The sequence below is a fragment of the Methanogenium sp. MK-MG genome (genome assembly GCF_009914725.1).
GTDB lineage: Archaea > Halobacteriota > Methanomicrobia > Methanomicrobiales > Methanomicrobiaceae > Methanogenium.
Genome location: NZ_JAAAWJ010000015.1, coordinates 14,153 through 34,854, shown reverse-complemented (window position 1 = coordinate 34,854; position 20,702 = coordinate 14,153). Strand labels below are relative to the sequence as shown.

General features: G+C 55.9%; 23 protein-coding genes and 1 tRNA gene. 12 read left to right on the top strand and 12 right to left on the bottom strand.

Annotation, left to right across the window (positions count from 1 at the left end):
* Positions 1-35 precede the first annotated feature (35 nt).
* The 5 genes from MKMG_RS03980 to MKMG_RS03960 are packed head-to-tail and all read right to left on the bottom strand — an operon-like array spanning position 36 to position 2,929.
* Positions 36-524, bottom strand: a complete 489-nt coding sequence (locus MKMG_RS03980; protein ID WP_165075883.1) for an HDIG domain-containing metalloprotein — start codon at positions 522-524, stop codon at positions 36-38.
* On the bottom strand, positions 524-1,042 hold the full coding sequence (locus MKMG_RS03975; RefSeq protein WP_165075880.1) for a transcription factor: 519 nt from the start codon (positions 1,040-1,042) through the stop codon (positions 524-526). The genes MKMG_RS03980 and MKMG_RS03975 overlap by 1 nt, the downstream gene beginning before the upstream one ends.
* A complete protein-coding gene (locus tag MKMG_RS03970; RefSeq protein ID WP_165075877.1) occupies positions 1,036-2,121 on the bottom strand; it encodes an ATP-grasp domain-containing protein in 1,086 nt (361 codons plus the stop codon). Before MKMG_RS03970 ends, MKMG_RS03975 begins: the two co-directional genes overlap by 7 nt.
* Entirely contained in the window at positions 2,118-2,642 is a 525-nt protein-coding gene (locus tag MKMG_RS03965) for a tRNA (cytidine(56)-2'-O)-methyltransferase (RefSeq protein ID WP_165075874.1), read from the bottom strand. Before MKMG_RS03965 ends, MKMG_RS03970 begins: the two co-directional genes overlap by 4 nt.
* Positions 2,642-2,929 carry a winged helix DNA-binding protein gene (locus MKMG_RS03960; protein ID WP_165075871.1) on the bottom strand — a complete coding sequence of 96 codons (288 nt, stop codon included), beginning with the start codon at positions 2,927-2,929 and terminating at the stop codon, positions 2,642-2,644. The genes MKMG_RS03965 and MKMG_RS03960 overlap by 1 nt, the downstream gene beginning before the upstream one ends.
* A 59-nt stretch (positions 2,930-2,988) precedes the next feature.
* Here MKMG_RS03960 and MKMG_RS03955 point away from each other — a divergent pair, with 59 nt between their 5' ends.
* On the top strand, positions 2,989-3,378 hold the full coding sequence (locus MKMG_RS03955) for a hypothetical protein (RefSeq protein ID WP_165075868.1): 390 nt from the start codon (positions 2,989-2,991) through the stop codon (positions 3,376-3,378).
* A gap of 7 nt (positions 3,379-3,385) precedes the next feature.
* Here MKMG_RS03955 and MKMG_RS03950 read toward each other — a convergent pair whose 3' ends face one another.
* From MKMG_RS03950 to MKMG_RS03940, 3 genes are read right to left on the bottom strand one after another with little or no spacing between them, the layout of a single operon-like run.
* Positions 3,386-4,093, bottom strand: coding sequence for a UPF0280 family protein (locus MKMG_RS03950; RefSeq protein WP_165075866.1), 708 nt, complete (start codon positions 4,091-4,093; stop codon positions 3,386-3,388).
* On the bottom strand, positions 4,090-4,476 hold the full coding sequence (locus MKMG_RS03945; protein WP_165075864.1) for a 4Fe-4S binding protein: 387 nt from the start codon (positions 4,474-4,476) through the stop codon (positions 4,090-4,092). The genes MKMG_RS03950 and MKMG_RS03945 overlap by 4 nt, the downstream gene beginning before the upstream one ends.
* Positions 4,473-5,981 carry a homocysteine biosynthesis protein gene (locus tag MKMG_RS03940; RefSeq protein ID WP_165075862.1) on the bottom strand — a complete coding sequence of 503 codons (1,509 nt, stop codon included), beginning with the start codon at positions 5,979-5,981 and terminating at the stop codon, positions 4,473-4,475. The genes MKMG_RS03945 and MKMG_RS03940 overlap by 4 nt, the downstream gene beginning before the upstream one ends.
* Before the next feature lie 143 nt (positions 5,982-6,124).
* Here MKMG_RS03940 and MKMG_RS03935 point away from each other — a divergent pair, with 143 nt between their 5' ends.
* The 4 genes from MKMG_RS03935 to MKMG_RS03920 all read left to right on the top strand — a co-directional run bounded on the left by MKMG_RS03935 (position 6,125) and on the right by MKMG_RS03920 (position 10,589).
* Entirely contained in the window at positions 6,125-6,829 is a 705-nt protein-coding gene (locus MKMG_RS03935) for a Nif3-like dinuclear metal center hexameric protein (RefSeq protein ID WP_165075860.1), read from the top strand.
* Entirely contained in the window at positions 6,829-7,113 is a 285-nt protein-coding gene (locus MKMG_RS03930) for an SWIM zinc finger family protein (RefSeq protein WP_165075858.1), read from the top strand. The genes MKMG_RS03935 and MKMG_RS03930 overlap by 1 nt, the downstream gene beginning before the upstream one ends.
* 69 nt (positions 7,114-7,182) lie before the next feature.
* Positions 7,183-9,924 (top strand): alanine--tRNA ligase, encoded by a 2,742-nt coding sequence (alaS, locus tag MKMG_RS03925; RefSeq protein WP_165075856.1) that lies wholly within the window; start codon positions 7,183-7,185, stop codon positions 9,922-9,924.
* Positions 9,921-10,589: a transcriptional regulator gene (locus MKMG_RS03920; protein WP_165075854.1), complete on the top strand. Its 669-nt coding sequence runs from the start codon at positions 9,921-9,923 to the stop codon at positions 10,587-10,589. Before alaS ends, MKMG_RS03920 begins: the two co-directional genes overlap by 4 nt.
* Before the next feature lie 210 nt (positions 10,590-10,799).
* On the opposite strand, the gene hisH is transcribed toward MKMG_RS03920, so the two are convergent.
* From hisH to MKMG_RS03905, 3 genes are all read right to left on the bottom strand, one after another.
* Complete coding sequence (gene hisH / locus MKMG_RS03915; protein WP_165075851.1) at positions 10,800-11,405, bottom strand: imidazole glycerol phosphate synthase subunit HisH; 606 nt, start codon at positions 11,403-11,405, stop codon at positions 10,800-10,802.
* Complete coding sequence (locus MKMG_RS03910; RefSeq protein WP_165075848.1) at positions 11,380-12,792, bottom strand: phosphoadenosine phosphosulfate reductase family protein; 1,413 nt, start codon at positions 12,790-12,792, stop codon at positions 11,380-11,382. The genes hisH and MKMG_RS03910 overlap by 26 nt, the downstream gene beginning before the upstream one ends.
* Before the next feature lie 507 nt (positions 12,793-13,299).
* Positions 13,300-13,617, bottom strand: coding sequence for a hypothetical protein (locus MKMG_RS03905; RefSeq protein WP_165075814.1), 318 nt, complete (start codon positions 13,615-13,617; stop codon positions 13,300-13,302).
* Between the two features lie 109 nt (positions 13,618-13,726).
* Between MKMG_RS03905 and MKMG_RS03900 the strand changes: the two genes are divergently transcribed.
* Positions 13,727-14,371 carry a tetratricopeptide repeat protein gene (locus MKMG_RS03900; protein WP_165075846.1) on the top strand — a complete coding sequence of 215 codons (645 nt, stop codon included), beginning with the start codon at positions 13,727-13,729 and terminating at the stop codon, positions 14,369-14,371.
* Between the two features lie 194 nt (positions 14,372-14,565).
* Here the strand turns inward: MKMG_RS03900 and MKMG_RS03895 are convergent.
* Positions 14,566-14,637: transfer RNA gene (locus MKMG_RS03895), tRNA-Gly, on the bottom strand.
* A gap of 268 nt (positions 14,638-14,905) precedes the next feature.
* Between MKMG_RS03895 and MKMG_RS03890 the strand changes: the two genes are divergently transcribed.
* Genes MKMG_RS03890 through cobA form a run of 6 tightly spaced genes read left to right on the top strand, consistent with a single transcriptional unit; the run spans position 14,906 to position 20,618 of the window.
* Positions 14,906-15,526 (top strand): bifunctional precorrin-2 dehydrogenase/sirohydrochlorin ferrochelatase, encoded by a 621-nt coding sequence (locus MKMG_RS03890; protein WP_165075844.1) that lies wholly within the window; start codon positions 14,906-14,908, stop codon positions 15,524-15,526.
* On the top strand, positions 15,523-16,797 hold the full coding sequence (hemA, locus tag MKMG_RS03885; protein WP_165075841.1) for a glutamyl-tRNA reductase: 1,275 nt from the start codon (positions 15,523-15,525) through the stop codon (positions 16,795-16,797). The genes MKMG_RS03890 and hemA overlap by 4 nt, the downstream gene beginning before the upstream one ends.
* On the top strand, positions 16,776-17,750 hold the full coding sequence (hemB, locus tag MKMG_RS03880) for a porphobilinogen synthase (RefSeq protein WP_165075840.1): 975 nt from the start codon (positions 16,776-16,778) through the stop codon (positions 17,748-17,750). The genes hemA and hemB overlap by 22 nt, the downstream gene beginning before the upstream one ends.
* Positions 17,747-18,988, top strand: coding sequence for a glutamate-1-semialdehyde 2,1-aminomutase (hemL, locus tag MKMG_RS03875; protein ID WP_165075838.1), 1,242 nt, complete (start codon positions 17,747-17,749; stop codon positions 18,986-18,988). The genes hemB and hemL overlap by 4 nt, the downstream gene beginning before the upstream one ends.
* Complete coding sequence (gene hemC / locus MKMG_RS03870) at positions 18,979-19,860, top strand: hydroxymethylbilane synthase (protein ID WP_165075836.1); 882 nt, start codon at positions 18,979-18,981, stop codon at positions 19,858-19,860. Before hemL ends, hemC begins: the two co-directional genes overlap by 10 nt.
* Complete coding sequence (gene cobA, locus MKMG_RS03865; RefSeq protein WP_165075834.1) at positions 19,857-20,618, top strand: uroporphyrinogen-III C-methyltransferase; 762 nt, start codon at positions 19,857-19,859, stop codon at positions 20,616-20,618. Before hemC ends, cobA begins: the two co-directional genes overlap by 4 nt.
* Positions 20,619-20,702: the final 84 nt, after the last annotated feature.

The window sequence follows — 20,702 nt, the reverse complement described above, 5'->3', positions numbered from 1 at the left end:
CCGGCTTTGGAAAAGAGAGGCGGCACATGACTATTTCAGAGACGTTCCACGTCTGCTGCAAGGGCGGCGATGCGTTTTACAATGATGTCCGGGAGTGTGTTTGTGGCAATCTCCAGCCGTTCTTCAATGGTAATGATTTTCGTGCCCCTGACCAGGTTGTCCGCATGGGCCACAATCTTCTCTTCAGGTGTCCGCGGTATACAGTCAATCGGTTTCAGACCCTCTGCCCTGCACTCCTCTGCTGTCAGACCGGCGCCGATGTGGCACTCAACGATGCGTGCCACCTCTTCAGGGAGACCGTATTCACGGCAGATGTCTGCGCCTGTCTGGGCATGGGCCAGCGAATGGGTCTGTGACCTGCCGATGTCATGGAGGGCCGCACCCCATGAGACTAACTCTCTGTCCACCGGCCGTGACTCTGCGTAGCGGCAGGCAAGGTCATGCACCACATGGCAGTGGGCTATTACATTATCCGGGCACCCGGCCCGGTGAAGAAATAAAAACGGGTCTTCTGATGGGAGCATCAGATTTTGCCCAGTGTCACCTTCATTGCGGCAACACGCGTTTTGAGTGCATTAAGAAGAAGTTCGTTATCATAATGTTCCATCTGGGTTCCGCAGTTGCAGGCAAACTCGAGTGCAAGGGCGTCAGTGAACGTATAGACGATGCCGCAGTTATTACAGATGTAAAAGTCGTTCTCGTCTTCATACCGTTCCCGTGCATCCAGTTTGTCGAATGCGTTCTCCATGTCCTCGGTGAGGGCATCGTTCAGGTTATCCAGCCTGAGTGTCCATTTATAGGTGAGCCACCCGGTCTCCTGGTTTTTTTCCCGCCGGTACTGGGCGAGACGCTTCCCGTAGAGTGTATACAACGTATTCCGGACTGAATTGAGGTTAATTTCGGTCTCCTCAGCCAGTTGCTCATCGGTCTTTTCAACTGTACGGTCAAATTTTTCCAGAAGGGTAAGCCCTTCTTCTCCCACCATCCGGATCAAATATGCCCGAACCGCAGGATTATCCAGCACGTCTGTCTCCTCTACCATCTGCTCATATATCTGTGTACTCTGGTAATAGTCTTATCCAAGGCAGCGAGTGCTTCGTCCTCATCCGCACCGTGGCCATAGACGCTGAGGACCGCACTTCCCTCTTCAATCTCCGTCCCCGGCCATGGTATATCTGCAACGTCGGGATGAAGTGATTTCAGGTCATCCTTTACCACACAGTCGTGTTCTGCAAAGATGATGGAGCGCACAACGGTCTTTTTTGGGATTGGGCGGGCAGCGGGAAGGATGCCACGGGCCGCATTGCGGTGCAATTCAAAGATATTTGTCCCTGTAGAAATCTCCACGATGTCAAGCGTTGCCTGGAACCGCGGATTGATCTCAATGGTGCGGATGCCGTCAGCTGTCAGCATAAAATCAATCCCCAGTGAACCGATACACCCGCTTTTTGCTGCAATATCCTCTGCAAGGCTGAGGATGCTTTCGCGTTCTTCCGATAGGAAAGGTGTTATCGCCCCTGCAAATCCGAATCTGCGTTCCCCTTCCCCGCCGCGGTTAAACTGGCGGTTCAGGCTGAGGGCCCGTGCAGACGTGCCGTCAGCGATACAGGAGACACTGCAGGGGATACCTTCCACCGGATGCTGGCGTACGTACGGGGTGTCCGGCCAGCACTCAGTCCATGCTGCCTCGTCGTCCGCGGTGGCGGCAAGCGCATTGCGCCAGCCGCCCGCGCCGGTGTCAGGTTTAATGAACGCGGGATACTCCCCTTCGTGAAGGAGAGGTGGCACCGGGAAGCCATGCTCCTCAAAGAACTGCTGAATGCCGGTCTTTGTACAGAACCGGGCAGCCACATCAGGCGGTGTCCCGCAGACGTTTCGCCCGAGGTCCATCTCCTCTGCGCCGGAGGTGGTGACGATGCAGTCAAACGTATGGCGTGAACAGATGTCTCCGATGAGATCCGGTAATTCGGCCAGTTCCTCAAAGGTCTGCTGTTCTTTTGTGTACCATGTGAGGTCCTGGTCACAGAAATGGTCGATGGCACAGACCTCATAGCCTGCGGCATATGCAGACCTGACCACGTGGCGGGTTGCAAACCCGGCGACGAGGACCCGGCCCTTCAATCCTCAAACCTCTTGCCGTGTTCAGACGGAATTATTACCATCTCTGCATCCGGATATTCGCGGTTCAGTTCACCTCCGTCAAAGAGCCTGTCGAGGATGAGGGCCAGGCTTGAGATCTCTGAATGGGGCTGTGTGGTGACCGATATATTGTAGTCGGCGAGTTCGTAGATGTCTGACGGCACCTTCTCCGCACCGACGACCACGAGCACCTTTTCATGTTTTTTGATCTCATCGATGGTATCCGTCATCCGCAGACCGTACATGGTCAGATGGACTACTATGCCCCCTGCATCCTTCCATTCACGGATGACCTTCTTCCATGACGCATTATTCTCGACAAAGAAGTCGCCGCCCCAGCGATTGGCGACATCAGTCGCTGACTGGCGCACGCCCTTGTCGTCTGCTGCAAGATACATGCCTTTTGCCCCCAGCGCCCGGGCAGTGAGGGCCACATGGGTTGTTACTCTCTGGTCACGTTCCGGCCGGTGGCCCAGCCGCAGGACCCGTACATCCGACACCATTACTTGTCCTCCTTCTCTTGCCGGACTTTAATGACGCCATCCTCCATATAGATGGGGGAATCCTTCATTGCCCGTTTTAGTTCTGCGGTCATAAGAATTTCCTGGATGGATTTTACCGCGCAGGTCTCATTCTTTCGGGAAATCAGACCGTATCTCTGCAGGCGCTCCAGTGATTCTTCTGCAATGCTTTCTTCTGTGCCTGTCATCCTGCAGATCTCATCCACGGTTATTTCGGATTTATCTGCGATAATATGGTATATCTGCCAGTCTCTCTCTTCTGCTCGCACATTCAAAGGTTACCCGGATGCGGGCATATAGTTTTTTACATGCAAAAGGAATGTGAGATATGACTGATTATGTTGAACTGGCAGAACTTGCCGACAGTATCCTCGCAATCAGTGACGATGATGTGGCAGAACTGGTGTCTGTCCTTGATGAACTTGAAGAAGGCGTGAGAAATGAACTGCTGGTCTCTGATTTTCTGAATGCCTATCAGGTATTCTGGTATTTCTTCCGCTATGAACCTGAAATTCTTGCAGCAGAACGCCTCATGCTATCATCTGCATCCTCACTTCCAAAAGGCGTGCTGATTGAGGAGCGCGACATCTATGAGATCCGGTTCCGTGTCGCGGATGCTCATCCTGAGATGCTGGTCACAGACGGGGAGGCGGAGCTGATGACCTTCAGGGGTAAGGGCGCATACCGGGACGCAGCAGAATGGGTGGACAGCAACTGATCTGTTGTTATCTGCCTGCGGTGATCAGGCTGGTATCGACTGATGCCCGTACGATATCCGGGAGCCTGCCCCACCGGCAGAGGAGGTCACCTGCGATGGCACAGATGCCGCATACGCCTCTGAGGTCACGCGCCTGAAAAAATGCATCCGAGCATTCGGTAAAGTCATTGCACAGAGACGTCGCCCAGGCGTCTGCAAGTGACACATTCCGGGAGAATACTGTAACGGCATCGGCCGTCCCGAACGAGACCGACGGGCCCACGGTGGCAGAGGAGGTGCAGATGCCGAGTATGGCGTCCTGTGGCGAAACGCGGAAGGCAAGATTACCGGAGAAGGGAGATGTGCCTGCATGAATGCCGATGGTGACCTCACGGTCTGTAATGAGGGCGATGTCACCGCCATTATCAATCACTGCGAAGGTGGCCCCGGCATCCTGCATCGCTTCCACACCAGACCATGCAATTGTCCCTGCGACCGCGGCCATCGGACCGACTCCTGCGGATTCTGATGCAACAGCCATCCGCTGTGCCACCGGCGAGGATATTTCAGTGGTGTACGGGTCATAGGTTGACCCAAAAAAGGGGTCCCGGATGATCTCGCGTTCCAGTTCACTCCGGGCGTCCACCATTGCATTTTTGGCTGCTCTGATATGTCTCTCCTCTTCGGCGAGGATGGTGGTGATGGTTGTCCGGTACTGGAAATGTTCCCGGATCATGGGAGCAGTGAAAGTGCCTGGTGGGGACAGGCTTCCACGCATTTGCCGCAGAGGACACACTTTGAACTGTCAATGCAGAGTGTCCATGTCTCATCGAAGGAGAGCACGTCCTGCGGGCAGACACTGATGCATGCACCGCAGTTTACGCACTCAGACTCGTCCCTGATGACCGAATCCTCGATCTTCTTCACGCGTGCGCCCGCCTTCTCCATCGCAGCTGATATGATCTCTGTATCCTCGTCGGGGACGTCGATGAGGACTTCACCCTCGTTTGACTCGATAAACGCCCGCTCTACGTTTATAAGCACACCGGTATCCTTTACGGTCTGTGCGATGAGTGGCTGTTTGCCGCCCTTTCGGGAGAATGTGACCAGCAGTTTCATCGTTTCCACCCCCGTTCAAAGAGTTTGCCCAGGTTAATTGCAGAAAGAATCCCGGCCAGTTTGCCGTTTTCGTCCACGACCGGGAGGGCACTGATATTGTTCATCTCCAGTTTGCGGGTGGCCACATCCACTGCCTCAGCAGGTGATGTATATACCACCCGTTTTGTCATGATGTCACGCACAGTCCCGCCTTTCCCGTTGGATGCCACTGCCTTCGCTATGTCAAAGGTGGTGACGATGCCGACCAGCCGGTTTGTGTCGTCAAGCACAGGAAGGTGATTTATTTCCCCTCTGAGCAGTCGTTTTGCCGCCGTCTGGATCTTCTCGTCTTCGCTGATGGTGACAAGGCTCGTGTTCATGATGTCGCGGACCTGGGGTGCACGGGCCCGGTCGCGCATCGGGCGTGCGGTTTTCTCTGTGTTTATTCTGCGGGTGGGGAGGGCGAGCTGCATTCTTCCGCCCTCGACCCATGACTTCAGCTCATCAGCGACCTCAAGCGCTTTTTTGTACGAAGAGAGAGACGACGTCTTCACCTCCTCACCGTCCATCTCCACCAGTCCGCTCTTCAGTTCGGCGTAGGTGACTTCACGCAGGTCCGGCCGGTTGCGGTTGGAGACGCCGTAATCTGCAATCGTGGTCTTCAGGTCTTCATCACGGACAGCTGTCTGTCGCACCACCTCTTCATCGAGAACGGGTATGGGCACACCGAGGCCGACATAGAGCGTGCTGTTATATCCCTTGAATGTGGCCGCACGGAGGAAATCGGTGGACATGTCGTTCATGTCCCCTGTCGTCATCAGGGTGCCGAAACCATTGCCGGGCGATGCCTGGGTGCCTTCCCCGATGATCATGCCCTCGGCGCCGCAGAGAAATATAGGGACGCCGCTGCCGATGGTGCGCAGGCCGGGGTCATTGGGTATGGGTGAGAGGCAGCCTGCACCGGAGTATGAAACATTTCCTGCATTGGGCAGCAGGGTGCCCATATAGGTGTGCAGGGTCCGGTCAGAGGTGTTGGATGCCGCCACATATGACTGATAGGAATTGCGCGGATTGACCATGGTGGCCTGGTTCATATCCTCAAGGGTCAGATCAATCTCCAGTGTCTTTCTGGGATAGCAGTCAGTTCCCCGTGACTGTGCCCGTAACCGGACTGAATTACCTGCGACGAGGTCTTCGAGCACATGGGCGCCGCCGTATGATATGCCCTGTGTCTCCGATTTCTGGGTGGCGCCGAGGTAGGCGTCCACTGCCGCAATGCCTGCATATGCCTCCACTTCGTTCATCCATACCTTCTCCATCCGTATAGGGGGGTCTGAATGGCCGAAATTGAAGAATGCACCGGAGGAACACATGGCGCCGAACGTGCCGGTTGTTACCACGTCGACTTCCCTGAGTGCGCCCTCCACACCCAGCTCATCAACAATATCCGGCATCTGATCTGCCCTGATTGCCCGGGCATTGCCGTCGCGAATGCGGGTGTTGATGAGTTCAATGGTCTTTTCCATGTAGTATTATATGATATGGTGTATAATTAAAGCTTACGTTTATTACTCTGAGTAATTGGAGCATTCACCGAATCCTGTCTGATGGCATTCTTCCGTCCTGCAATCAATAACTTTATTCCCGGTTGTTTCTCTACATATTCACTATGCAGATTGCTGATTTTATTGCAATGCTTGAAGAGATTGCACCGCCTGAGCTTGCAGAGGAGTTCGATGGTGGCAGAATCGGCCGTATTATTGAAGGGCATGAAGATGTGAATACCGTGTGCTGCGCCCTTGATGCGACACTCCCGGTGGTCAGGGCAGCGGTCGCAGAGGGGGCGGATATGCTTGTCGTGCATCACACACCGATATGGAATCCTCTCACCCGCATCGGAGGCGAATCAGGACGGATCATTGGCACAGCCCTTGCCGCAGGGCTGAATATCTATGTGATGCACACCAATTTTGACCATGCACAGGGCGGCATCAATGACGCACTGGCAGAGACGCTTCATCTCACGGAGGTTGTCCCCCTCTCACTGGGTGTCATCGGCACCCTCACCCGTTCCCCGGATGAAGTGGCTGACCTCTTGGGTGCACCCCTCCGGGTCTACGGGGATGTGCCTGTGCCCTGCCGCCTTGCCGTTGCCGGTGGCTCATGTTTTTCCCCCGACCTGATCTCTGAGGCTGAGGCGCATGAAGCGGAGGCATTCCTCTCGGCGGAGCTGAAACACAGTGTCATGCGTTCTTCAGGTATTCCCCTCATTGAATCCACCCATTATGCGACCGAAGCACCGGGAATGCGGATGCTTTCCCAACGGATGGGCTGGACCTTTCTTGAAGACATCCCCGCAATGGTGCAGCACTGATGGTCGGCAGTGACGCAGCTGAGGTGATCACAGAGGTCTGCCGCCTCTATGACATGAAAGGAGAAAAAGCGGTTTTTGCTGCAAAAAACGGGCGGGTGATACAGTATCGTGACTTCTGTGTGGTGATTGGCACCACTGACACCTATGTCGTGGATGAGGAATTCTGCACCTGTGGTGACTTCACGTACCGGGGATCCCAGTGCTGGCATATCCTTGCCTACAGGACGGCAAAAGCGCTTGGAACGATTGTAGAGCGTGACGAATGGTACCAGGATTCGTTCTGAAAACCGTGAGGAACAAACACTATATGGAATCCCGTGGTGATTATTATAATCAGGTTACTGTGATTACCCATGCTCGAGGAAGAATATCAGCTTGAATATTTCAGAGAGAACGGTCTGGTCAGGAAGATCTGTCAGGCCTGCGGTTCAGCGTTCTGGACACGGGACCCTGAGCGTGAATACTGCGGTGATGCACCGTGTGAGCCATATTCATTCATCGGCAACCCGGTCTTCTCTCCCCATACCATTGACGAGATGCGTGAAGCGTATCTGAGTTTTTTTGAACAGAACGGCCATACACGAATCGGGCGCTACCCTGTGGCTGCCCGCTGGCGTGATGATATATATCTGACGATCGCATCCATTGCGGATTTTCAGCCGTATGTGACCAATGGTGAGGTGCCCCCGCCTGCAAACCCCCTGACTATATCCCAGCCCTGCATCCGGTTAAATGATCTGGATTCGGTGGGACGGTCCGGCCGCCATCTGACTACGTTTGAGATGATGGCCCATCATGCGTTCAATACGGATGAGGATAACATATACTGGAAGGATGAGACCGTCAGCCTCTGTGACCGGTTTCTCGCGTCCGTCGGGGCTGACCTGAGCCGTGTGACATACAAGGAACATCCATGGATCGGCGGCGGCAACGCGGGCCCCAGTGTGGAGGTGCTCATCGGCGGGCTTGAAGTGGCAACCCTTGTCTTTATGAGCATGACAAAGCGTGACAACGGCAGGGAACCCGTTGACATGGAGGGTGTCCCCTATTATCCGATGAACCTGCGGATTGTTGACACCGGATATGGTCTGGAACGTATGGTCTGGGCCTCGCAGGGCAGTCCAACGGTCTATGACGCAGTCTTCCCTGAACTGATCAGTCGTCTGATAGAGTCTGCGGGCCTCACCAGTCTCCTCAATAACTCCGAATTTGCCCGTATTCTCGCACTGAATGCAAAGTATGCCGGGCTCATGGACATCACCGGCTCCAATCTCTATGAGATGCGCAGGACCGTGGCAGAGAATATCGGTGTACCCTACCAGAAACTGCAGGACATCATTGCTCCGATAGAGCGTATCTACGCGATTGCCGACCACACGCGCTGTCTTGCCTATATGCTTGGTGACTGTATCGTGCCGTCCAATGCACAGGAGGGCTACCTGGCCCGTCTGGTGCTCAGGCGGACGCTGCGGATGATGAATGAGATTGAGATGGACGAGACGCTCGCTGATCTCATTGAATACCAGATGCGAACCATCGGCCTTGCCTCCTTTGAACAGGAGATCAGTGTCGTGCAGGAGATCATCAGAAATGAGGAGGAGAAGTATGCCGTCACGATGGAACGCGGCGGCAGAATTGTCCAGAAGGCGGCAGTTGCCTATAAAAAGAAGAATCTGCCCATACCTCTGGATGAACTGATTACGCTCTACGACTCTCATGGCATCCCGCCTGAGATCGTGCGTGACATCGCAGAGAGGGAGGGTGCGGGTGTGGACCTGCCGGATAACTTCTACTCCCTGATTGCAGATGTGCATTCAGAATCCGAGGTATCGGGGGAAGCAGAAGATCCGTATGCCGCAATCCGCGAGAGGGTTGAGGCCATGCCCGATACAAAGATGCTCTACTACGACCTCCCGCAGGCGACCGATTTTGATGCGATTGTGCTGGACCAGTTTGATGAGTATCTGGTGCTTGACCAGACGCTCTTCTACCCGGAGGGCGGCGGTCAGCCGGCTGATATTGGTAAGATTGTCTCTGAAGAAGGTATCAGCAAGGTTGACCATGTGGTAAAGATTGGTGGTGTGATCGTGCACCATATCACCGGCGAACCCTTAAGACGCGGCGAACATGTCAAAGGAATGATTGATGAGGAACGCAGGAAGACGATGATGCGCCATCACACCGCAACCCATGTCCTGCTGCATGCCGCAAAAGAGGTGCTTGGCCCGCATATTCACCAGGCCGGTGCCCAGAAAGGGGTCGGGAGTTCACGCCTCGATATCCGGCATTTCCGTCATGTCTCTGAGAAAGAACTGCAGCAGATTGAGGATGCCGCAAACCGGCTGGTGTTGGATGACCTCCCGGTGCATATCGGATGGGAGGACCGGACCGCAGCCGAACAGAAGTACGGGTTTGACCTCTATCAGGGCGGTGTGCCGCCGGGTGCCCGCATCCGTATCGTCCGGGTGGCAGGCGATGTGCAGGCCTGTGCCGGTACACACTGCAGCAGTACCGGCCAGATCGGGTCGGTGCGGATTATGCGTCTGGAACATGTGCAGGACGGCATTGAACGCCTTGAATTCTCCGCAGGCATGGCCGCTGTCGCATACAACCAGTGGCTGGAAGGGCTGGTTGACACCTCGGTTGCAACCCTGAGCGTCCAGCGCGAGAACCTCCCCTCATCGGTCGGGCGGTTCTTCACCGAGTGGAAGGAGCAGAGAAAGGAGATTGAGCGCCTGCAGAAGAAGATCGCCGAGCTGGAGGTGGCCGGTATTCCGGTGGAGGATATCGCAGGTGTCAGTGTCACGGTTCATGCCGTTGCCGCCTCTCCCAAAGAGGTGGTTTCGATGGCGACAGCGTATGCAAACGAAGGGGGCATTGCCCTTCTCGCAGGCACCGGAGACCGGGTGCATGTTGTGGTTGCGTCCGGTGTGGAGCGCGTGAACGCTGGTGAGATTGTACGCCGTGTATGTGAGATACTTGGCGGAAAAGGAGGCGGCAAACCGTCTCTCGCACAGGGCAGCGGTGCCTCGGCAGCATCTCTTGACGAGGCGCTTGCCGCCGGGCGCCGGATGATTATTGAGCAGCTGGAATGACTGAAGACGGGGTGCTTGTCCTTGAGCCCGGTGACGAACGGGCAAAGAAGATCGGAAAGGCGATGGCCAGCACGACGGCAAGTGTTGTACTTTCCGCTCTTTCTGAGAATGAGCTCACGCTCTCTGAGTTATCTGAACGCCTGAGTCAGCCCATAACGACCCTGAAGTACCAGATTGAAAACCTGCTGGATGCAGGTCTTGTTGAGATTGTGCGCACCCGCTACAGTGAGAAGGGCCGGGTGGTGAAGGTCTACGGTGTGTGCCAGCAGGTTGTCATCATGTCTCCTGCAAAGGCAGACCTCCGTTCCATACTGCTGAAATATGCGTCCCTCTTTGCACTGATCATCTGTGCGTCGCTGGTGCTGTTTGCCCTCGCTCCGACGCTCGGGTTCCTGTCCGATGGCGGACTCCCCGGGCCGGAAGGTGCTCCCGACGGTGTGCAGGTGATGAGCTTCTCTGCGAATGAGACCACCGGAGCAGGGGCAAATGGCGATAAAGTCAGTGCAACACGTATGCCTGCCCCGGTGGTGGCATCACTTGCAGAGGAGTATCTGTCTCCGGCGATCATCCCGAACATCCTCGCGGTCATGTTCTTTACCGGCGGATTCGTGGCGATCTTCGCCATGCTCCTCTTTGAACTGGTGGCGATGTACCGCAGAAAATAAATTTCTGGATAATTTCTCCTTTTTTGGTCAATTGTTCGCACTGCACTGGTCTATGCAGGTCATTGATGGTGTCTTCTCTTGTATGTTGTGCAGGGGGAGTTTACTGTTTATGGGATGTGTTGGGGGAAATCGTTTAGAATGCAACACCATATGGTGCAATGCAGGAGAGCAGAAATCCGAAAAATGTTTGAAAAAAATATATCCTGCGTATCAGAGCATGTTAATAAAATTCTTCAGTATTGCAAGCCCGGTCTCCCCGCTCTTCTCCGGGTGAAACTGCACGCCGTATACATTGCCGTTCCATATCGAGGATGAAAACCTGCAGATATAGTCGGTTGTCGTGAGGGTATGCTCCGGGCTGGTCTTTGCATAGAACGAGTGGACAAAGTAGACATAACTCTCCTGTGCAATGCCTTCGAAGAGGGGGGAGGGCTGTTCGGTGTGGATGGTGTTCCATCCCATGTGGGGGATCTTCATGCCGGGGGTCTTCTCAAAGGGGAGCACCTCTCCGGGGACGAGTCCCAGCCCTTCGTGCAGACCGAATTCTGTGCTCCGTTCAAGCAGCATCTGCATGCCGAGGCAGATGCCTAATACGGGCCGGTCTTCTGCGTATTGACAGAGTGCCTCGCGAAGAATGCCCAGCTTATCCATCCCTTCTGAAAAGGCTCCGACACCGGGGAGGATGACGCCGTCGCATTCCATCATCACTGCGGTATCCTTTGTGATTACAGGTGTGGCCCCTGCCTTCTCCATCCCGCGGCTTACACTCCGGAGATTTCCAATTCCATAATCAAGTATAGCTACTTTCGTCGTCATCCTCTGTGTCTCCCCGTTTGCGCCAGAGCGCTTTCTCCACCCAGATATCTGGAAGGTCATGCTCTTCTTTGTATTGATTCAGTGCCTCTTCCCAGCGCTGCCACTCTTCCGGATAGTCCTCCATGATCATCCGGAACGTCGCCCAGTCGGATGAAGGGCACATGAAACACCCGATACGGTCAATCCGGCGCGAATAGAGAATATTATACGGTGCATTCTCGCGGAAGATGTAGAGCCAGACATGCAGCGCCGTCCAGTGCTGTATGGGTGAGGCCGAGAGCTGGCACGGGATAAAATTGCTCCGCCAGACACGCGGGCTCTTCATCCGTTTATATGATTCATACTTTCGCTGGCCGATAAATGAGAGGCACTCGCCCCATGTATCTTCAATAAGTTTCTTTATCGGCTGGAGTTTGCAGACCTTGCAGCACCAGCGTGCATCGACCGCGGGCGGGCCCTGCCGTTCCATCTCTTCCCAGAAACGCGACGACAGATCGGTCCGGAGCACCTCGAGGCCGTAGTGGTCCGCCACATCCTGCACATTCCTGTAGGTCTCCCTGAACTCAAGGCCGGTATCGGCAAAGAGGAGGGGGAGCTTCCCTGCCGCCTTGAGGACCACCAGCAGTGTTGCAAGGCTGTCTTTTCCGCCGGAGAAGGATACATTTGCCGGCAGCGGATTTGTCTCCATTGTACGCCGGACAAAGCTGACTGCCTCGTCCTCGACACCTGCGAGAATGCGTTCATTGGCAATGAGCACATTCTCCCATGTCTTCTCTGCCGGGACACAGGTGACCGGTTTGATCTTCCGTGTCCGTGCGATGGTGCCGCGTTCCAGCGTCTCTGCCTCGGCTGCAGAGACCTTTGCCCTGCCGACACCGATGCAGCGCTCATCCGGCGTCAGGATGAATACCTCGTCACCCGTTTCGACATGCTCCTCGATTTTTATGAGTCCGGGTGCGAGCACAGACGCCCCCTTGGTCCGGATGGAGGGTTCTGCACCCGGGTCAACCACCACATACCGCAGGGAAGGAGTCATATAGAGAGCGGCTGCGGGCCGTGGCATGGCCTCCCAGCGTTCCTCATCCGGGTAGAACCGGATGGCACCAACAACAGCGCCGCCCATGATGATCTCTTCCATCCGGTCAAAATCCGGTACCTTGTTGAGTATGACAACATGCCCTTCAGGTATCAGGTCTGCGCCAAAATGATCGCGGTATACCCTGTTTATATGGGTGATGTCGTCGTCAAATGCCGGCCTGATATCGCCGGGAGGGGTGATGGCCACCTCCCGTGTCTGCGTGCCGCAGCTGCATTTTTTTCCCAGTACCGGTGTCCCGCATGTATCACACCAGTGCAGGTGATTTTTTCCGAGATATGAAAGGCGCATTCCTGAAATATTTCATCTGTATGATAAAAAAATGGCAGGTTTCTGCAACGCGTACCATGCCTGTTTCAATGGATTTATTCGGCGTGGCCCGCAGATTTGGCAGTGGATCTGTCTGTTTTACCGGAACTGATGGCCATCTCTCTTTTTCCCGTGCAGTATGTGCCCGGTGTGGTGCCTGCACAGGAACTATGAGTTTGTGGTGGAGTAAGTCTGCATTACTTTCAGCGGTTCTTTCTTATGCGTTCAGGTCATATCTGGAGAGTAATCGCAGTGCCGGTGCGATATAGCGGCGGCATCGGAGCAGAGGATGGATATTTTTCTTCAGACAGTGCTGATTCTCGGGGTAACAGGGGCCCTTGCCGGGAGATACTTGTGGTGACGTCCGTTCCTGCGTCCTTTGTCGGGGTCAGCCTCTCGCATCGTATCTCTGCACGCCACCTCGAATGGCTGGTTTGTCGGTCTGCTCTTCCTGAGTGCGCTGAAGATGTTCGGTGTCTTCTGAGGGGGTTACCTGAACCCAACGAAAAAAATGGCGGCGATGAAGATGAGGGCCATGATGATCCAGAAGAGGGAGCGGCGCCTCTGTTCATATTCCTGCACCTCCTCCCGGTATTCCTTTTGCAGCTCCTGTTCTTCTTTTGGCGTGACGTCATCATCAAACTCAATGACCAGAGCGCCGGAATAGCCGCATTTTTTGCAGCGGTAATAGTATCCGCCATACCCGCCTGCCACCGGGTAAATCTTCGTGCTTCTGCATCGCGGGCATCGTATCATCGCGTCTTTCCCCTCCGTATTCGTGATCCGCAGTACGTTCCGTCTCTGCATTGTCTGTTTCCGACACCGCAGAGTTTCTTCACATGAGGATATGGGTGGCCGGGTGCCATAATGGATTTGACCGCAACTGATTATGCTCTCCGGAGGCAATCTCAGATGGATGGCACGAAGAGATACTATGGGCGTCTGGTTTTTGGCAGCACTCCTCATCGCTGCATGTGTTCCGGCTGCATCTGCAGAAGAGATCTGTGTTGAGAAGATTGATCTCTACAACATGGCCGTGGATGAGGCGCAGGCAGGGAATTATACTTCGGCAATGGCGTATGCCGATGCCGCACTCGCAATTGACAATACATTCACGCTTGTCTGGGTGACGAAGGCCGGTATCAGCTCGGCACAGGGCAACTACACGGCTGCACTCGCGGCAGCAGAGAAGGCAACCAGTCTGAATCCGAATCAGACGCAGGCCTGGGTGGTCACCGCCGATGCGCTCCTCAACCTCGGCGAGTATGAGAGAGCGGTTGAGGCGGCAGAGACAGCAATTGCGCTTGACCCGGATATGATCGAGTCATATATCATTCAGGGCACTGCCTACGGGCAGATGGGTGAGTATGATAAGGAGATCGCTGTCTCAGAGCGGGCACTTGAAATCAATCCCTCGGATGTCCGTGCGCAGGGCAACCTTCACTTCGCAGAGGCGAATGTTGGGGGTGGTACTGAATCACCGGCTGAAGAAACTCCGTTTCCCATCGCGGGCGCCATTCTTGGTGCCGGGGCTCTCCTCTTGATCTCCCGGCGCTGGTGAGCGCATACCTGCAGTATAGATTATTTTCCTTTTTTTGTGTGTCTGCCTGTTCCTCCGGTTCAAAATAACTGATATGACTTTTGATTCTGAGAATTAGGCAGAGATATATTCCTGCACTGCTGTCGCTCCCGGTTCTGAACATTGTGCGGAGAAAAAGACGTTCCGTTCTGATGCATGAATAATATAAAAACTAGTGCGCCGACCGGGACTCGAACCCGGGTTTAGGCGTTGGCAACGCCTAGTGATAACCACTACACTATCGGCACATTTTCGCCCTGTGATGCCAGTGCATCTCAGTGCTCTACAATATACACTCCATGAGAATATAATGGTATCGAATTGAGTTTTTGCATCCTCTGTTTACGAATTCCTGCCTGATTTCACGAAATTTTATAAACGTTTTTATTTGTGCCCGTTTGTTCACCGGTATCACCGCAGGTAGAACGAAATCCCGGTGATCCGGCCCGTTTATGACATACTATTGAATGAAAAGGTGATACGGTTAAATGCGTGCAGCATCAATGCTATTCAGGCATGATACCACTGATGATGGACCTCAGGGGTGCGAAGGTTGTGATTGCAGGCGGCGGTGCGGTTGGCGCCCGCAAGGCACGTTTTTTTGCCCATGAGGCGCATGTGGTGGTCCTCAGTCGTTCATTCCACCCGGATTTTGCAGAAATTCCCGCGGAGACGGTGGAGTGTGATCTGGCTGCAATGCATGACGATGAGATCTGTTCCCTGCTCTCCGGTAGTTTTCTGGTGATCACAGCCCTTGAACGAGCGGACATAAACCAGAGAATCGGTCGTCTGGCCCGCCGGTGCGGTGCGCATGTGAATGATGCGGGAGGAGAGGAGGGGGATGTTATCATCCCGTCCGTGGTGCGGGGGGATACCTACTGTATAGGGATATCCACCCACGGCCGCAGTCCCGCCATGGCACGCCGTCTCCGCCTCTGCATTGAAGAGCACGGCGGGGATATCGACGGCATGGTCCGTCTGCAGGAGGCGCTGCGCGAAGACCTGAAACAGACGGTCGCAGACCAGCGGGCACGCTCGCGGATTCTCAATGCCGTTATTGATGACCCCGCGATGTGGGATGCCCTCCGCCACGGCACAGAGCAGGCAAAAGAGCAGGCCCTCAGGAAATATCTATGAAGAACGGACTTATTCCATCGGTTGCCATCGCAGGCATCAGCCATCACGGGAGCGATATCGCAGAGCTGGAGTCATTCCGCTTTCCCGATGAGGCGGCACTTCTTTCAGACGCACAGGGACGGTTTAAAGGCGCACTGTTGCTCCAGACATGCAACCGGATTGAGTTTCTGGTGGAAGGGGATGCCTGTATGGCAGAGGCGTTTCTCCGGGAACAGGGGCGGGACGGGTTCCGGATGCTGGAAGGGGAGGATGCCCTGCGCCACCTGCTCCGTCTCTCTGCAGGGATGGACTCCATGGTCGTCGGGGAGGACCAGATACTCGGACAGCTGAAAGCGGCCCTCGCCCTCTCCCGCGAGAACGATACCTGCAGCCCGCTCATGGAGCGCTGCATCACAAAGGCGGTGCACGTCGGCGTAGAGGTGCGACGCCGTACGAACATCAACAAGGGAGCTGTCTCCATCGGTTCCGCTGCGGTTGAACTGGCAGAAGACCTGTTGGGGAGCCTTGACGGCCGCCATATTCTGGTGGTGGGCGGCGGTGAGATAGGCACGCTTGTCACCCAGGCACTGGCGGCAAAGGACCTGACCGCCATCTACGTCACCAACCGTACCTTTGCCCGCGCTGAGGAACTGGCGGAACTGGTGGGAGGGAAGGCCGTCCGCCTGGACGAACTCTTCCGCTATGCCGCTCTTGCAGATGTCATCATCTCCTGTACGGCAGCACCCCACCCCATCATCCGGTGTGATGAGGTATGCGATGCGATGCGGGACCGCATATGGCCGCTCGATGAAGGCAGAAAGCCGCTTGTCATCATCGATATTGCCCAGCCCCGTGATGTAGAGGGGGCTGTCGGCGACATTGACGGGGTGTATCTCTTCACCATCGACGATCTCCGCACCGTCAGTGAGAATAATATGAACAGCCGGAAAGAGGAGGCAAAAGAGGCGCATGCATTCCTGGACGCTGAACTGATGCAGTTTGTGACCCTCCTCAACCGGACCGGCGCCAGTGACGTACTCGCCCATCTCCATTCATGGGCAGAGATGATCCGGTGCCGTGAACGCGACAAAGCAGCCGCACGCCTCCGGTCATCGGGTGCATCTGCTGAAGAGATCATCGATGACCTGTCACGGGTGCTTGTGAAGAAGCTGCTCAATGACGTAACCTTCTCCGTGAGACGGTGCGCAGAGAGCGGTGAACTTGAATCTGCACAGGCCCTGGTGCACGCAGTAACTGCAGGAGATAACGAATGTTTCCGGAAAGACGATTGAGACGACTGAGAAAACGGACGATGCAGCCCCTGTTTCAGGAGACTGTATTGAGTAGAGATGATCTGGTGGCCCCGCTTTTTATTGACGAGGCCGCATTAGCACCCGCCGAGATTGTCTCCATGCCGGGGCAGTACCGCTACCCCCTTACAATGATCGCAGAGGTGGCCAAAGAGATTGCCGCGGCAGGTATCCATGCCGTCATTCTCTTTGGCATCCCCGCCCGAAAGGATGCCGGGGGGACAGAGGCATACAACCCGGAGGGTGTCATCCAGCAGGCGGTCAGAGAAATAAAACTGGCGGTGCCTGAACTTGTTGTCATCACCGATGTCTGTGCCTGTGAATATACCGACCACGGCCACTGCGGTATCGTCGGGGAGACCCCATGCGGGCCTGACCTCCTGAATGATCCGTCCCTTGAACTGATGGCGCAGATAGCAGTATCCCATGCCAAAGCCGGTGCCGATATCGTCGCCCCGTCCTGTATGCTGGACGGTATGGTGATGGCCATCAGAGAAGAGCTGGACTGCGAGGGCTATGAGGATACGGCAATCATGTCGTATTCCACGAAATTTTCAAGCGCCCTCTACGGGCCGTTCCGTGACGCAGCAGATTCCGGATTTTTGTTCGGCGACCGGACGACCTACCAGATGAGCCCGGCCAATCCGCGTGAAGCATTCCTTGAGTCCGAGCTGGACCTGAAAGAAGGTGCTGATATACTGATGGTCAAGCCTGCCGGTATGTATCTGGACATACTGCAGTCGGTCTGCTCCCTTGGTCTGCCGGTTGCAGCCTATCAGGTGAGCGGCGAGTATGCGATGATCAGGGCGGCAGCAGCAAACGGCTGGATTGATGAGAAGGCGGTGGCACTGGAGAGTCTTCTGGCCATCAAACGGGCCGGTGCTGATCTCATCATCACCTACTATGCACGGGATGCAGCGGGGTGGCTGAAATGAGAAGTGAGGAACTCTTCTCTGAGGCGCAGACCCTGATGCCCGGCGGTGTCTCCAGTCCGGTGCGTGCGATAAAGCCGTATCCCTTCTATACCCGGAAGGCGGCGGGTTCGCGCCTCTTAACCGAGGACGGCGAGGAGTTAATTGACTGCTGTCTCGGCTACGGCCCCCTGATTCTCGGGCATGCCCACCCGGCGGTGCGTGAGGCCATATGCGCCTGCACCGAAGGCGGCTGGCTCTACGGCACCCCGGCGGAGAAGGAACTGACACTTGCCCGGATGCTCATTGCGGATCACCCGTCCGTTGATATGGTGCGCTTTGTCTCCAGTGGTTCGGAGGCAACGATGGCAGCCATACGCCTTGCCCGCGGCTTTACCGGTCGTGAGGACATCATCAAGATAGAGGGCGGTTTCCACGGTGCTCATGATGGTGTGCTGATCAAGGCGGGCTCCGGTGCGACCACGATGGGCGTGCCCGACTCTGCAGGGGTCATCCCGGATGTGGTGCGCCACACGCTGCAGGTGCCCTACAATGACACCGAAACGTTGTCTGCACTGCTGGATAATAATGAGAATGTGGCGGCATTCATCCTTGAACCGGTGCTCGGCAATGTGGGCCCGGTGCTCCCGGATGACAACTACCTCTCAGAGGTGCGCAAAATAACTCAGGAACACGATGTCCTGCTCATCTTTGATGAGGTCATCACCGGCTACCGGCTGGGCATCGGCGGTGCACAGGTGAAGTATGGGATCACACCCGACCTGACGACCTTCGGCAAGATCATCGGCGGGGGTCTTCCCATCGGCTGTTTTGCCGGGCGGCGCGACATCATGGCGCTGACCGCACCGGCAGGCCCTGTCTATCAGGCAGGGACATTCTCCGGCAATCCCCTCTCACTTTCGGCAGGTATTGCCTGCCTGCAGCAGCTGCGGGACCACCCCGGCGTGTATGCCACGCTCGCGGAGAACGCACGAACTATTCAGGAGTCCGTTCCTTCCGCAAAGGCGGACGGTTTTGTGAGCCTCGGTTCGATGTTCAAACTCTTCTTCCGCAAGACACCGCCCAGAGATTACCGCGAGGCTAAGCAGAGCGACACCGAGGCATTCGCGGTCTTCTGGAATAAGATGCGAAAAGAAGGCATCTTCCTGCCGCCGTCGCAGTTCGAGACCAATTTCCTCTCTGTGGCGCACACTGAGGAAGATGTGGCAGCGATTGCCGGGGCCTACAGCACATGCCTCTGACCGTAGGCACGCGTGGCTCACGCCTCGCGATGGCGCAGACGGAAAGGGTCTGTGGAATGCTCACAGAACTGGGCATTGAGACGGCCGTCACCGAGGTAAATACGGTGGGTGACGCCCGCACCCAGGTGCCGATGCATCAGGTGGGCGGGCAGGGCATCTTTGTCCGGGCTCTGGATGATGCCATCCTCGCAGGCGAGATTGACTTTGCGGTGCACAGCATGAAGGACATACCGGCATACCGGCCGGAGGGTCTATGCACGGCAGCGGTGCTCAGGCGTGACTCCCCGGCAGACTTCCTCGTGCACGAGTGCGACATCGAGGATATCCGTGTCGTGGGGACGTCATCCACACGCAGGCGTGCCCAGCTGTTGAGGAGCAGTCTGGATGTTGAAGTCCGTGAACTCCGCGGCAATGTGGACACCCGTCTGCGGAAACTGCACGATGGTGAGTATGACGCGATTGTCCTCGCAGAGGCGGGGATGCAGCGCCTGCACCTTGATTTGCCGGGGACACAGCTGCTGCCGCAGTGGTTTGTGCCCGCACCCAACCAGGGTACGATCGCGGTGGTCTGCCGGGATGATGCGGTACTCACTGAACAGCTTGCGGTTCTGGATCATGCGCAGACCCGGAAGGATACTGAGGTTGAACGGGCGGTGATGGAGGAAATAGGCGGCGGCTGTTTCACACCGCAGGGCGTCTTTTGCGAGGATGGGTTCCTTCTCGCGGAAGTCCTCTCCCTTGACGGCAGCCGCTACGAACGGGTAGAGGACAATGGCGATTCGGTGGAGGAAGGCCGTCTCATCGGCAGAAAATTGCATAATATTGGCCGGGACCTGATTGAAGAGGCCCGGCAGACTCTGGGATTATCATGAACGGAACAGTATATCTTATCGGGTCCGGCCCCGGAGGGCTGGGTATGATGACCATCCGGGCACGCGAGGTGCTCGACGCGGCCGATGTCATTCTCTATGATCAGCTCCCCGGCGCTGAGGTGATTGCCTCCCTGCCAAAGACGGCTGAATGTATTGATGTGGGAAAATACGGCTCGTCCCATACGCTCGAACAGGATGATATTGAAGATCTGATGGTCGCGTATGCGAAGAAAGGCCTCCACGTCGTCCGCCTGAAGGGGGGTGACTCCTTCCTCTTCGGTCGTGGTGGTGAGGAGATGGAGACGATGCGGGCACACGACATCCCGGTTGAGGTGGTGCCCGGCGTCACGAGTGCGATTGCCGTCCCCGAATGCGTGGGCATCCCTGTTACCCACCGGAAGTGGGCGAGCCAGGTGACGATTCTCACCGGGCATGAGGATCCCACGAAAGAGGAGTCCGCTCTTAACTGGCACTGGCTGGCGCAGACGACCGGGACGATTGTCATTCTGATGGGCGTGAAAAACCTCCCGAAGATTTCCGAGGCCCTTGTGGCAGGCGGTATGAAACCGGAAAAACCGGTGGCGATCATTGAACGCGGCCTGCGGCCCGACCAGCGCGTGACCTGTGCACCTCTTGATAAGATTGCGGAGGTTGCAGCAGATGCGGGCGTGAAGCCCCCGGCGGTTGTGGTGATTGGGGAAGTCGCGACGCTGTATCGGGACGGGTCTGAGGGGCGGATGCATATTACGGGTGAGTGATTCGCGCTGCCATGCGTGGCAAAATAGATGCAGCGCGGGTATTATATGATCTCTCCGCCTAACCCCTATTCATCAGGTGACGTA